The organism is Pseudomonas fluorescens, assembly GCF_004683905.1.
Taxonomy (GTDB): domain Bacteria; phylum Pseudomonadota; class Gammaproteobacteria; order Pseudomonadales; family Pseudomonadaceae; genus Aquipseudomonas; species Aquipseudomonas putida_A.
In genome coordinates this window covers 3,389,535-3,402,259 of sequence record NZ_CP038438.1, presented here as the reverse complement: position 1 = coordinate 3,402,259, position 12,725 = coordinate 3,389,535, and the positions used below count along the sequence as shown (strand labels likewise).

The following is a 12,725-nucleotide window of genomic DNA, read 5'->3' as shown; positions in this document are numbered from 1 at the left end:
CCGCAACGCTATTGCACAGTCGCGCCTGATCAAGAGCCGGACGATCCCGGCAGAACGATGGTTTTTCGCAGCGGGTGGGACCCGTTTCAGGGAGCAAGGCATGGGGGATGTTCAAAACCCGCATTACCGGATGATTGGGCAAATGTTCCAAAAGGACTATCGCTGGCTGTGCGCTGCCGTTGGCCGCACGCTGGGTTGCCCGCACAGCGCACAGGACATCGCCTCGGAAACCTTTTTACGGGTGCTGGCCTTGCCGGACCCGAGCGCGATTCGCGAACCCAGGGCGCTGCTGACCACCATCGCCCGACGGTTGGTCTATGAAGGCTGGCGCCGCCAGGACCTGGAACGCGCTTATCTGGAAAGCCTGGCGCTGGCGCCGGAACCGGTGCATCCATCACCGGAAGAACGCGCGTTGGTGATCGAGGCGTTACTGGCGGTCGATCGCTTGCTCAATGGTTTGTCGGCCAAGGCCAAAGCCGCGTTTCTCTACCATCAGCTCGACGGTTTGACCTACAGCGAAATCGGCGAACGGCTCGGGGTTTCCACTAGCCGTGTGCAGCAGTACATGGTCGAAGCCTTCAAACGCTGCTATCAGGCGATGCAGGCATGAGGCCGGACGAGGCGGTGATCGACGAGGCGGCGCAGTGGATGGCGCTGTTGCAGTCCGGCGAAGCCAGTGCTGGCGAGCGCGCGGCATTCGAAGCGTGGCGCGCGGCTGACCCACGGCATCAGCGGATCATCGAACAAATGGGCGGTGGCCTGAACCTGCTGCGCAACCCGACCTTGCGCGGGCTGCCGCGCAACAGTCTGCTGCACAGCCTGAATGCGCCGTCGAGCCGGCGGCGCTTTGTCAGTGGCAGCTTGAGCGTGCTCGGCATCGCGGTGCTGGCCGGTCTGCTCGGGCGCCGCTATGGCTGGCTGCCGGAAGTGGGGGAGTTGGCGACCGGCACCGGCGAGCGGCGCGATTTCACCCTGGAGGATGGCAGTGCGCTGAGCCTGAATGCGCGGACGCGGGTGGTGGCGCGATTCGATGCGACTCAACGCTTGCTGGCGCTGCGCTCGGGTGAGTTGCTGGTGGACGTCGCCAAGGATCCCGCGCGGCCGTTCGTGGTCGAGACCGAACATGGGCGGATGCGGGCGCTAGGGACGAAATTTCTGGTGCAACAGGGCGACGATTCTACGCGGCTGGTGATGCTGCATTCGCAGGTCGAAGTGGTCACCGCCGGTGGTGCGCGGCAAGTGGTGGAGGCGGGGGAGAGCCTGCTGTTCAACGCTCAGGACATTCTCGCACTGGAGCGCAGCACCGGCCAGGAAAGTGCCTGGGTGCAAGGTCGCCTGGAAGTGCGCGACCGGCCGCTGAGCGAAGTGATCGAAAGCCTGCGCCGCTATCGCCGGGGCATTCTGCACCTGAGTCCCGAGGTGGCCGATCTGCGCCTGAGCGGCCTCTATCCGCTCGATGACAGCGACCGCACCCTGCAACTGCTGGAGCGCTCGCTGCCGATCCGCGTCACCTGGCACAACCCCTATTGGGTCAGCATCGGCGCGCGGTTATAGCGTCATAACTTCTTGGCCTAATCGCCGCCCTATAAAAAGCGCCGGCCCGCTGCTCATTCCCTGCAGACGCCTTCAACAGGGAAGCCCCTCGATGTATTCATTCAAACAACAATTACCGCGCCTGACCCTCGCCGCCGCATTGGCGATGGGGCTGGGGCCGATCGCGGTGTATGCGCAGGATTCTGCGGCCCAGGTCTACACCTTCGACATCGCCAGCGGCCCGTTGGATGAGGTCTTGCTGGACATCTCACGCCAGACCGGCGTACCGATTTCCTTCAGCCAGAATCTGGTGCAAGGCAAGCGCAGCCGTGCGGTACGCGGTGCGTTGGGCGGGCGTCAGGCCGTCGAGAAGGCCTTGCTCGGCAGCGGCCTGCAAGTCGAGCAAAGTGCCCAGGGCCTGAGCGTGCGCGAAGGTGAGGCGAGTACGCCGGTGGCGGCCAAAGTCAGCGCTGTGGCCCCAGCCACCAGCGCCGATTACCGCATGGAAAAAGTCACCGTTACCGGCTCGCGAATCGCCCGCGCGCAGAGCGATGGCGCGACCCCGGTCAACGTCATCACCCATGAAGAAATGGAAGCGCGCGGCTACAAGAACGTCTACGACGCCTTGGCGACGCAGACGCAAAACACCGGCATGACTCAGGGCGAGGACTACGGCAACACCTGGCAGCCAGCAGCCAGCGCAATCAACCTGCGTGGCCTCGGCCCCAATCACACGCTGGTGCTGATCAACGGCCGGCGCGTCGCCGATTACCCGACGCCATACGATGGCAAGGTCAACTTCACCAACCTGGCGAACATTCCCTCGGCAGTCATCGACCGTATCGAAATTCTCAGCAGCGGCGCCTCGGCGATCTACGGTTCGGACGCGATTGCCGGGGTGGTCAACATCATCCTCAAGAAGCAGATCAATGGCATCGACGTCAATCTCAAGGGCGGCACCAGCGAGCGCGGCGGTGGCGACAATCAGCGCCTGCAAATCAGCGGCGGCGGCAGCTGGGGCGACTTCGACGGCTTGTTCGGCCTGGAGCTGACCAACCGCGATCCGATCTGGGCCGACGATCGCGGCTTCATGCAGAGCGGCCCGCTGGCGGATGTCGGTTACCGTCGCGACCTGAGCAACAACCGCTACCTCGGCCCCGGTTGCGGCGCCTATCAAGGCACTTTCGATAACAAGCTGCTGAACAACGCGGGTCGTTGCCGCACCGATCAGATGTACAACGATTACTGGACGATCCAGACGCAAAAGGAAAACTACGACGGCTACACCCGCGGCACCTGGCACTTCAGCGACAGCGGTCAGGTGTTTGCCGACTTGATGTATGGCCTCGATCACATCCAGAACAACACCCGTGGCCCGACTTTTACTTCGCCGGACTTCATCAACCAGAACAGCGGCAATCTCGAGCGCTGGTATCGCCGTTACGGTGAAGAGGAAATCGGTGGTCGCACCAGCAACAACAGCAAGTGGACCGACACTTCATGGACCGGCACCCTCGGCCTCTCGGACAAGATCGCCGACACCGGCTGGAGCTATGATCTGGCGGCCAACCGCTCGGAGTACCGCAGCGTCCGAACCACGCGCTACACGCCGCTGTCATCGATTCAGGATTTCTACCTCGGCCCGCAATTGGGCGTGAGTGGCGGTTATCCGGTGTTCGCCCCGGACGCCTCGCGCCTCGATCGCCCGCTGACGCCACAAGAGTGGGAGCAGTTTCGCAGCAACCTGACCCAGCGCAGCAAGTCGGTTTCCACCAGCTACAACGCCTCGATCAATGGCGACTTGTTTGACCTGCCGGCCGGCCCGGTCGGATTCGCCGGCGTGCTGGAAGCGGGCAAGCAGGAATATCGCGTCGACCCGGATGACGCTCTGAATAACGGCACCTTTTATGGCGTGAGCCCGGCGCAAAGCTCCGGCGGTTCGCGCAAGCGCTACGCGGCGGGCGGCGAGTTCAGTATTCCGGTCACCGACACCGTGCTGGCCACCGCCGCCGGGCGTTGGGACCAATACAAATTCAGCGGCCGCAGCGAGCAGCAGAAAACCTATAACCTCGGCCTCGAATGGCGCCCGATCACCAGTCTTTTGCTGCGCGGCAGTTACGGCACCAGTTTCCGCGCGCCGGACCTGAACTACATCTACCAGTCCGACAGCAACGGTTACTACCCGGCGCAGATCGACTACTACGGTTGCAGCCAGGGCGTGCAGGGCGCGTGTGATCGTGGGCGGGTCGACTACACCCAGAGCGGCACCCCGGATCTTGAGTCCGAGCGCGGCAAATCCTGGACCTATGGGTTTGTCTGGTCGCCGTCGCGCAATTTCGATTTCTCCACCGATTTCTGGCGGGTCGAGATCGACGACCTGCTGACCACCGTCGACGAAAATCGCCTGTTGCAGCAAGAGAACGAATGCCGCAACGGCACCCAGGACATCAACTCGGCCAACTGCCAGTCGACCCTGGCGCGCATCGATCGCAACCCGGGCAATGCGGCGATTGACCCCAACCAGTTGCAACGGGTGCGGGTCAATGCGATCAACGCCGCCAGCGAGCGGGTCAGTGGTCTGGACTTCAAGAGCAACATCCGCTGGGGCGCCGGCCAGTACGGCGCGTTCAGTTCGGCGCTGGGCTACACCCTGGTGCTATCGCATTTCTACAAGGAGTCCGACGAGGCGCCGACTCAGGACTGGCGCACCTCACGCACCAACTACGACTGGCGCAGCAAGGTCAACGCCAGTCTGACCTGGGATTACCAGAAAGCCACGGCGACGCTGATGGGCATTCGCTATGGCTCGGTGACCAACGGTGCGGGTGACGGGCGCCTGTCGCCGTGGACGGTGTTCAACGCCAGTGCGCGATACAAACTCAATGACCGCGCCAGCGTCGGGCTGACCGTGAACAACGTGCTCAACCAGATCAAACACGATGACTCGTCTGGCTGGCCGTATTACCCGACCGGTAACTATGACCCGTACGGGCGGCAGTGGTGGCTGGATGTGAGTTATCACTTCGGCAGTTGAGCGCGCGGTATTCGTGGGTAATGTCCTACGGAAACAGGTCTGGATTTCGCAGAAACGGGGATATTTCCGACGACATTCTCAGGTTGGTCGTCGGAAGCGCGATCTATAGCATCGGACATGACATTGAAGTCGTAAACGGCTTGGACGCTCAGGCCTCTGATAACGGATGGATTATGCGAACTCCCCACCTCGAATACGAAACGCCTGCTTATTCCCATCGCCTTCACTGGCGCACCGATCGTGCCAGATGCCCCATGGAGGAGGTCACGATGCCCAGCGTCAAGGTACCCCGGCTGACGGGGGTGAAGAGGGCCGAGGGCAGACCTGTCGACTTGCTCGTGAATGGCCGAAACATAGGTGACGATGCCTTTCTGATCGTTGACCTGACCGACGAAGGTTTTGAGCTGAACGATGTCGTCAACATGCTTTCAACCTCTGAGCTTTATCTGCAAGGCGACATGGTCAAACGCATCACCGGCAAGTCGGTCAGCACCGTACGCCGACTACTGAAGGAAGGTAAAACGGTACGGCTTGACCCGCAGCAGAGCGTCGTCGCCTACCAATATGCCTTGGTGCTGGAAAAGGCCACTCGCGCCTTCGGGAGGCAGTCACGGGCCGAGGAGTGGCTGCGCAAGCCCAGCACCTACCTGAACGGTCGCGTACCGGTGGAGTTTATTCGGCATTCACTGGGGTTTCAGATGGTGGAGCAGTATCTGGGGCAACTGATATACGGGGTTTACACATGAATCCCTTGCCCTGGGACGAGCACTGGTATGCCTGGCGGCTGGACCCCGAGGTTTATGGCGGGACGTGGGACAGCGGGATGGGTTCGAATCTCAATGGTGGCCGATGGAACATACCCGGGCGGCGAGTCGTTTATGCATCAGTCGATCCGTCGTCGGCCATTCTGGAGGTGGCAGCCAATCACAGCTTTGATGCGCTGGACAGTGAACCTTATGTGCTCACGTGTTTTGAGGTCGTCAGCGAAGCAAAAGTGAAAATCGTCCAGCCGGAGGATGTGCCGAATCCTTATTGGCTGAGCCCCGCCAAGCCTTCCCCCAATCAACAATTGTTCGCCGATGCGTTGTTGGCAGAGCATCCGTTTGTACTGATCCCCTCGGCGGCAACCCGGCACTCGTGGAATCTGCTGGTGAGCTGCGAATTGGCGGAAGGGCAGTTCAGGATGGTTTCCCAGGAGCGGTTTGGGCTGGATACCCGGTTGCTGAGGGAGATGGAACTGGCTTGATCCACACCTGCCATTTTTTTTGCATAACCTCATCACCCAACGGTCTAAATCGAGCTCTATAAAACCCTGCTGTCCATTGCACATCCCTGCATAAACCAAAACGCAGGGATGGCTGTTCATGATCCATTTTTCACCCGTTAGATCCCGTTTGAGCCTGGCCTTGCTGCTGGCGATCAATACCTTGCCGGCAGTCGCTAGCGACGAACCCACGACCCAGTTGCAACGGGTGGAAGTCACCGGCACGGCGATTCGCCGGGTCGATGCGGAAACCGCGGTGCCGGTCACCATTCTGCGAGTTGAAGAACTGCGCGAGCAGGGGGTGAGCACCACGGAAGAACTGGTCAGCCGGATTTCCGCCAACCAGTCCTCGGTCGGCTCCGGTCGTTCGGTGGGTTCGAGCAGCGGTGGGGCGTCGTATGCCGATTTGCGCGGTATCGGCCCGAACAAGACGCTGGTGCTGCTCAATGGCCGGCGGCTGAGCAACAACGCGACCAATGCGATCAATGGCTCCGGGGTTGACCTGAACACCATTCCGTTCGCCGCCATCGATCGTGTCGAAGTGCTGCGTGATGGCGCCTCGGCGTTGTACGGCACCGATGCGATCGGCGGGGTGATCAACTTCATCACCAAGACCAGCCTCACCGAAGGCCAACTGAGCACCAACTACGACACGCCGACCCATGCCGGCGGTGGTGAAAGTCGTAACTTCAGCGGTAGCTGGGGTTTTGGCGATTTGCAGGATGACCGTTTCAACGTGTTTGGCGTGGTCAGTCATGACAAGCAGCAACGACTGGCTGCCGAGGATCGTGGCTACACCTACAACTATCAGCCGGGACGCGGCCTCGATTACACCTCCGGCACCGCATCGCCGGCCAACTGGAGTCAGGGCAGCAACGCCACCAACCCGCTGGCCAGTTCCGGCTGCAACGCCCCGGGCCTGCTGGCGCGCAATGGCATCTGCCGCCAGAGCCTGTGGAACTACCTCGATCTGGTGCCGGAAACCGAGAAAACCTCGGCCTTCGCCAAAGCCACCGGCAAGCTCGCGGATGATCACAACGTCAGCCTCGAATACTTCTGGGCGCGCAACGAAAACCGCACGCAGATCGGCCCCGGTACGCTGATGGGCAATCAGGTCAATCCCGGCACGACGTTCTATCCCGGTAACGGCATTACCCCCGGCCCCAACGGTTTCGCCCTCGACCCGACGCAACCGGTGGATGTGAACTGGCGCGAAACCGCCGTAGGCGCGCGCCAGCACGAAGACGACAACACCGGCCAGCGTTTGCTGTTGAGCTTCGACGGCAGCGTGGTCGGTTGGGACTACAACGTCGGCGCGTCGTACAACCAGAACAAAGTGGTCAATAGCATCGAGGCCGGCTACGTCAACGACCGCGCCGTCAGCGCCGGTATTGCCAACGGCATCATCAACCCGTTTGGCGCGCAGACCGCCGCTGGGCAGGCGCTGCTGGCAGCCAACGCGGTGGACGGCGATTACTCGACGGCGGTAGGGCGGGTGAAGGCGATTGACGGGCGTGTCAGTCGCGAGATCGGTGACTGGTTCGGCGCCGGCCCTTCGGCACTGGCGCTGGGTGGCGAATACCGCAAGGAAGATTTTCATCAGGACTTCGCCCAGTTCGCCGCTGATGTGCAGAGCCTGGGTGTCGACCCCAATGCCAGCGTCGCCGGGGATCGCAGCGTCTCGGCGCAGTACGCCGAGGTCAACGTGCCGGTGCTCGACAGCCTCGAATTGTCCGCCGCCGTGCGCCACGACAAGTACAGCGATTTTGGCAGCACCACCAACCCGAAATACTCGTTCCGCTTCCAGCCGTTCAAGCAACTGGTGGTGCGTGGCGCCTACAGTGAAGGTTTCCGCGCGCCGTCACTGTACGAGTTGTACAACCCCAACTTCACCACATTCACGGTCGCCAACTACAACGACCCTCGGTTGTGCGCAGGCGGCAACCCGAGCAACGGCGGGATCGCCAACCGTGACTGCGCCCAGCAGTTCTACAGCAGAACCGGTGGCAACACTGACCTGAGCCCGGAAACCGCACGCAACGTTACCCTCGGCTTCGTCTATCAGCCGTTCGAACGCCTGACCACCGGGCTGGATTTCTGGTGGATCAACATCGCCAATCAGATCGCGGAGTTCCCGGAATCGGCGGTGTTCGAGAACCCGGAGCTGTACCCGGACCGCCTGATTCGCAAGCCTGACGGTTCCATCGATCACATCGTCACGGGCCTGGCCAACCTCGGCAAGATCAAGACCAATGGTGTCGATGTCAGCTTCGATTACCGCTTGCCGAGCACCCCGTACGGCAATTTTGGCATCGGCCTGCAAGGCACCTATGTCAGCCGTTACGAGTACCAGCAGCAGCTCAAGGGCGACTACATCGACAAGCTCGGCGATTTCCGTGGGGGCGACTTTTCCTCGGCCGGTGCCGTGGCCCGCTGGCGCCACAGCCTGACCGGCAGCTGGAACTACGGCCCCTACGGCGTGGCGCTGACCAACCGCTACACCAGCGGCTACCACGACTCCGACCGCGAGACCCACGATTACGTCGGCTCGTACAACGTCTGGGATCTGGCCGGTACCTACACCTGGCGCAAAGCCCTGAGCGTGACCCTCGGCGCGAAGAACCTGTTCGACCGCGAGCCACCGTTCAGCAACCAGACCTACACCTTCCAGAGCGGCTACGACCCGAAATACGGCGACCCGTTCGGGCGGACGTTGTACACGCGGGTCAATTACAAGTTCTGAGAATGCCCAGAGGCGGCGGGTTTTAGTCACTTATTGATCTAAGCCTGCTCTATAAAAATCGCCGGCCTGTTGCACATCACAGGTAGGCAGGATGTTTGGTGACTGTACTGGCCTATTCGCGAGCAAGCCCGCTCCCACGGGGAATCTGCGGTGAGCACAACTTCCTTGTGGGAGCGGGCTTGCTCGCGAAGAGGCCAGTAGCAACACCCTGCAAAAAGGATCTGCCAATGCTATCCAGGCTCATTCTGTTCAGCGCTTTTGCGCTGCTAAGCCCATTCAGTTGGGCCGTCCCGCAACCTGCCCTCACGGTCTATGGCGAAGCCCCCAAATACGCCCCGGACTTTCAACACCTGGCCTACGCCAACCCCAACGCCCCCAAGGGCGGGACACTGCGCCGCTCCTCACTGGAAAGCGGCCCGTTCGATCACCTGATTCCGTACATCGACAAAGGCACCGGTGTCGCCGACATCGATGGCTGGCTCTACGCGCCGCTGGCCTATCGCAGCAAGGACGAACCCTATAGCGTCTACGGCCTGGTGGCGCAGCAGATGGAACTGGATGCGGATCGTCGCTGGCTGCGCTTCTACCTCAATCCCAAGGCCCGGTTCGACGACGGCACGCCAATCACTGCCGAAGACGTGCGTTACACCTTCGAGCTGTTCACCACTCAGGGCAGCCTCAAATATCGCCAGCAGTTTCGTGACGTCGCCGACGTGGTGGTGGAGTCGCCAACGCAAGTGCGCTTCAACTTCAAGAACAACGACAGCCGCACCTTGCCGCTGGATCTGGCGACGCTGCCGGTGCTGCCCGAACATTGGTGGCGTACGCGCAACTTCGCCGAGGGCGCCGGTTTCGAGATCCCGCCGGGCAGCGGCCCGTACCGGATCAGCGCGGTGGATGCCGGGCGCAGCGTGAAATTTCAGCGCGTTGCCGACTGGTGGGCCAAGGACCTGCCGATCACTCGCGGCCTCTATAACTTCGATCACTTGAGCGTGGAGTTCTTCGCCGACACCGATGTTTCCCGGCAAGTGCTCAAGGCCGGTGGCTTCGATTACAACCGCGAGTTTTCCGCAACCAGTTACACCATCGGCTATGCCGGCGCGGCGCTGGAGCAGGGCAAATTGCTTCGCGAACATCTGGCGCCGGGTGCTGCGCAAGGTTCGCAGGGTTTCGTGTTCAACCTGCAAAAACCGATGTTTCAGGATCGTCGGGTGCGGCAGGCGATCGCCATGCTCTGGGATTTCGAATGGAGCAACCGGCAGATGATGCGCAGTATGTACCTGCGCCAGCGCAGTTATTTTTCGCACAGCGCATTGGCCGCCACCGAGTTGCCGGACGCCGAGGAACTGAAAATCCTCGAACCGTGGCGCGGCAAGATCCCCGACGAGGTGTTTACCCAAGTCTTCGAAGCGCCGAAAACCGACGGCAGCGGCAACATCCGCGCCGAGCAGTTGCAAGCGTTGAAACTGCTGGAAGCCGCCGGCTGGAAAACCCGTGGTGATCAGTTGGTGAACGCCAATGGCGAGCCGCTGCAGTTCACTTTTCTCAACGGTCAGAAGGGCTTTGAACGGCTGCTGCTGCCGTTCAAGCGCAACCTGGCGCAGATCGGTATCGGCTTCGATATTCGCCAGGTCGACACCGCGCAATACACCAACCGCGTGCGCAATCGCGACTACGACATGATCGTGGTCGGCTACCCGGTGAGTCAGGCGCCGGGGCGCGAGATGTTCAATTACTTGGGTTCCGACGGTGCCGACGATCCCGGCTCGAACAACTACATGGTGCTGCGTGATCCTGCGGTCGATGCCTTGCTCGAAGGGCTGGTGCAGGCCGACAACCGCGAAAGCCTGTTGCGCCATGCCCATGCCCTGGATCGCGTGTTGCAGTGGGGTTACTACTGGATTCCCAATTACTACCCGCCGGGGATTTCCACGGTGTGGTGGAACCGTTTTGGTCGTCCGGCGACGGCGCCGTTGTATGACGCCGGACTCGATACCTGGTGGGAAATCAGTCCGACTGCTCTGACTGCCACGCAGATGCAGCAACAGCAGAAGGAGTACGCCCATGTGGGGTTATAGCCTGCGACGTCTGCTGCTGATCGTGCCGACTTTGTTGGCGATTCTGCTGGTCAATTTCGTCATCGTGCAGGCCGCGCCGGGTGGCCCGGTCGAGCAGGCGATCGCGCGCTTGCAGGGCATCGGTGTCGGCGCGGCGGTGGGCGGTGGTCATGTTGAAACCATCGGTGGCGAATCCCGCGCCACCCGGGGTCTCGACCCGAAACTGGTGGCCGACATCGAGCGTCAGTACGGCTTCGATAAACCGGCCGGTGAGCGCCTGTGGCTGATGCTCAAAAGCTACGCGCAACTGGATTTCGGCCAGAGCTTTTTCCGTGGCGCCAGCGTCACCGAGCTGATCTGGCAGAAGCTGCCGGTGACCTTGTCACTGGGCTTGTGGGCCACGTTGATCACTTACCTGGTGTCGATTCCGCTGGGCATCCGCAAGGCCGTGCACAACGGTTCGGCGTTCGATGTCTGGAGCAGCGTGGCGATCATCGTCGGCTACGCGATGCCGGGTTTTCTGTTCGCACTGCTGCTGATCATCGTGTTCGCCGGCGGCACCGCGCTGGACTGGTTTCCGGTGCGCGGGCTGGTCTCGGACAACTTCGCGGAGCTGTCACCGTGGGGCAAAGTGGCCGATTACTTCTGGCATCTGGTGCTGCCGGTGACGGCGCTGGTCATCGGCGGATTCGCCACGCTGACCATCCTCACCAAAAACAGCTTTCTCAACGAGATCTCGCGGCTGTATGTGGTGACGGCGCGGGCCAAGGGCCTGAGTGAACGTCAGGTGCTGTACGGCCATGTGTTTCGCAACGCGATGCTGCTGGTGGTGGCCGGCCTGCCTCAGGCACTGGTGACGGTGTTTTTCGGCGGCTCGCTGCTGATCGAAGTGATCTTCTCGCTGGATGGCCTCGGTCGCCTGAGTTACGAAGCGGCGGTGTCCCGCGATTACCCGGTGGTGTTCGGTTCGCTGTTCATCTTCACCCTGTTCGGCCTGCTGATAAAACTCCTCGGCGACCTGTGCTACACGCTGGTCGACCCGCGCATCGACTTCACCGCGAGGACTGCCTGATGCTGACCTTATCTCCCATAGGACAGCGCCGTTGGGCGCGATTCAAGGCACATCGACGTGGCTGGTGGTCGTTGTGGCTGTTTTTACTGTTGTTCGGCCTGAGCCTGGGCGGCGAGCTGATCGCCAATGACAAACCGTTAATGGTCGAGTATCAGGGCCAGTGGTACTTCCCGGCGTTCAAGCGCTACACCGAGCAGGATTTCGGCGGTGAACTGCCGTTCCAGCCGGACTATCGCAGCGCGCAGGTGCGGCAACTGATCGAGGGGCAGGGCGGGCGGATGTGGTTTGCGCCGATCCCGTTCGGTTTCGATACGGTGAATTACGACCTGACTGAACCGGCGCCGAGTCCGCCGAGCGGCGAGAACTGGCTGGGCACCGACGATCAGGCGCGGGATGTGCTGGCGCGGGTGATCTTCGGTACGCGGGTGTCGCTGCTGTTTGCCCTGGCACTGACCGCCGCCAGTGCGCTGATCGGCATCGCTGCCGGCGCCTTGCAGGGCTATTACGGCGGCTGGGTCGATCTGCTCGGGCAGCGGCTGCTGGAGGTGTGGTCGGGGCTGCCGGTGTTGTATCTGCTGATCATCCTGTCCGGGTTTGTCGAGCCGAATTTCTGGTGGTTGCTGGGAATCATGGCGCTGTTTTCCTGGCTGAGTCTGGTCGATGTGGTGCGCGCCGAGTTCCTGCGCAGCCGCGGCCTGGAATACGTGAAGGCCGCACGGGCGCTGGGGGTTGGCGATGCACAGGTGATCAGCCGGCACATCTTGCCCAACGCCATGAGCGCGACCCTGACCTATCTGCCGTTCATTCTTACCGGGGCGATCGCGACCCTGTCGGCGCTGGATTTTCTCGGTTTCGGCATGCCCGCCGGCAGCGCCTCGCTGGGCGAACTGATCGGCCAGGGCAAGAGCAATCTGCAAGCGCCGTGGTTGGGCCTGACGGCATTTTTTGCCCTGGCGCTGATTCTTTCTCTGTTGGTGTTCATCGGTGAGGCCTGCCGAGATGCCTATGATCCGAGGGCTTGA

Annotated in this window: 9 protein-coding genes; all 9 read left to right on the top strand. The window is 61.7% G+C overall.

Annotation, left to right across the window (positions count from 1 at the left end; translation table 11 throughout):
- Positions 1-100: 100 nt before the first annotated feature.
- The 9 genes from E4T63_RS15470 to E4T63_RS15430 all read left to right on the top strand — a co-directional run bounded on the left by E4T63_RS15470 (position 101) and on the right by E4T63_RS15430 (position 12,725).
- Positions 101-610 carry a sigma-70 family RNA polymerase sigma factor gene (locus E4T63_RS15470; protein ID WP_135295930.1) on the top strand — a complete coding sequence of 170 codons (510 nt, stop codon included), beginning with the start codon at positions 101-103 and terminating at the stop codon, positions 608-610.
- Complete coding sequence (locus tag E4T63_RS15465; RefSeq protein WP_134786538.1) at positions 607-1,554, top strand: FecR domain-containing protein; 948 nt, start codon at positions 607-609, stop codon at positions 1,552-1,554. The genes E4T63_RS15470 and E4T63_RS15465 overlap by 4 nt, the downstream gene beginning before the upstream one ends.
- A 91-nt stretch (positions 1,555-1,645) precedes the next feature.
- Positions 1,646-4,567: a TonB-dependent receptor gene (locus E4T63_RS15460; RefSeq protein ID WP_135295929.1), complete on the top strand. Its 2,922-nt coding sequence runs from the start codon at positions 1,646-1,648 to the stop codon at positions 4,565-4,567.
- Positions 4,568-4,836: 269 nt separating this feature from the next.
- Positions 4,837-5,313, top strand: coding sequence for an MbcA/ParS/Xre antitoxin family protein (locus E4T63_RS15455; RefSeq protein ID WP_027613694.1), 477 nt, complete (start codon positions 4,837-4,839; stop codon positions 5,311-5,313).
- Positions 5,310-5,813 carry an RES family NAD+ phosphorylase gene (locus E4T63_RS15450; protein WP_027613695.1) on the top strand — a complete coding sequence of 168 codons (504 nt, stop codon included), beginning with the start codon at positions 5,310-5,312 and terminating at the stop codon, positions 5,811-5,813. The genes E4T63_RS15455 and E4T63_RS15450 overlap by 4 nt, the downstream gene beginning before the upstream one ends.
- 118 nt (positions 5,814-5,931) lie before the next feature.
- Positions 5,932-8,574 carry a TonB-dependent receptor gene (locus tag E4T63_RS15445; RefSeq protein ID WP_135295928.1) on the top strand — a complete coding sequence of 881 codons (2,643 nt, stop codon included), beginning with the start codon at positions 5,932-5,934 and terminating at the stop codon, positions 8,572-8,574.
- 227 nt (positions 8,575-8,801) lie between these two features.
- Entirely contained in the window at positions 8,802-10,652 is a 1,851-nt protein-coding gene (locus tag E4T63_RS15440) for an extracellular solute-binding protein (protein WP_135295927.1), read from the top strand.
- A complete protein-coding gene (locus E4T63_RS15435) occupies positions 10,639-11,703 on the top strand; it encodes a microcin C ABC transporter permease YejB (protein ID WP_135295926.1) in 1,065 nt (354 codons plus the stop codon). Before E4T63_RS15440 ends, E4T63_RS15435 begins: the two co-directional genes overlap by 14 nt.
- Positions 11,703-12,725, top strand: a complete 1,023-nt coding sequence (locus tag E4T63_RS15430; protein ID WP_135295925.1) for an ABC transporter permease — start codon at positions 11,703-11,705, stop codon at positions 12,723-12,725. Before E4T63_RS15435 ends, E4T63_RS15430 begins: the two co-directional genes overlap by 1 nt.

Coding starts and splice junctions, on each gene's coding strand:
- E4T63_RS15470 (WP_135295930.1), top strand. CDS start 101: ATGGGGGATGTTCAAAACCCGCATTACCGGATGATTGGGCAAATGTTC.
- E4T63_RS15465 (WP_134786538.1), top strand. CDS start 607: ATGAGGCCGGACGAGGCGGTGATCGACGAGGCGGCGCAGTGGATGGCG.
- E4T63_RS15460 (WP_135295929.1), top strand. CDS start 1,646: ATGTATTCATTCAAACAACAATTACCGCGCCTGACCCTCGCCGCCGCA.
- E4T63_RS15455 (WP_027613694.1), top strand. CDS start 4,837: ATGCCCAGCGTCAAGGTACCCCGGCTGACGGGGGTGAAGAGGGCCGAG.
- E4T63_RS15450 (WP_027613695.1), top strand. CDS start 5,310: ATGAATCCCTTGCCCTGGGACGAGCACTGGTATGCCTGGCGGCTGGAC.
- E4T63_RS15445 (WP_135295928.1), top strand. CDS start 5,932: ATGATCCATTTTTCACCCGTTAGATCCCGTTTGAGCCTGGCCTTGCTG.
- E4T63_RS15440 (WP_135295927.1), top strand. CDS start 8,802: ATGCTATCCAGGCTCATTCTGTTCAGCGCTTTTGCGCTGCTAAGCCCA.
- E4T63_RS15435 (WP_135295926.1), top strand. CDS start 10,639: ATGTGGGGTTATAGCCTGCGACGTCTGCTGCTGATCGTGCCGACTTTG.
- E4T63_RS15430 (WP_135295925.1), top strand. CDS start 11,703: ATGCTGACCTTATCTCCCATAGGACAGCGCCGTTGGGCGCGATTCAAG.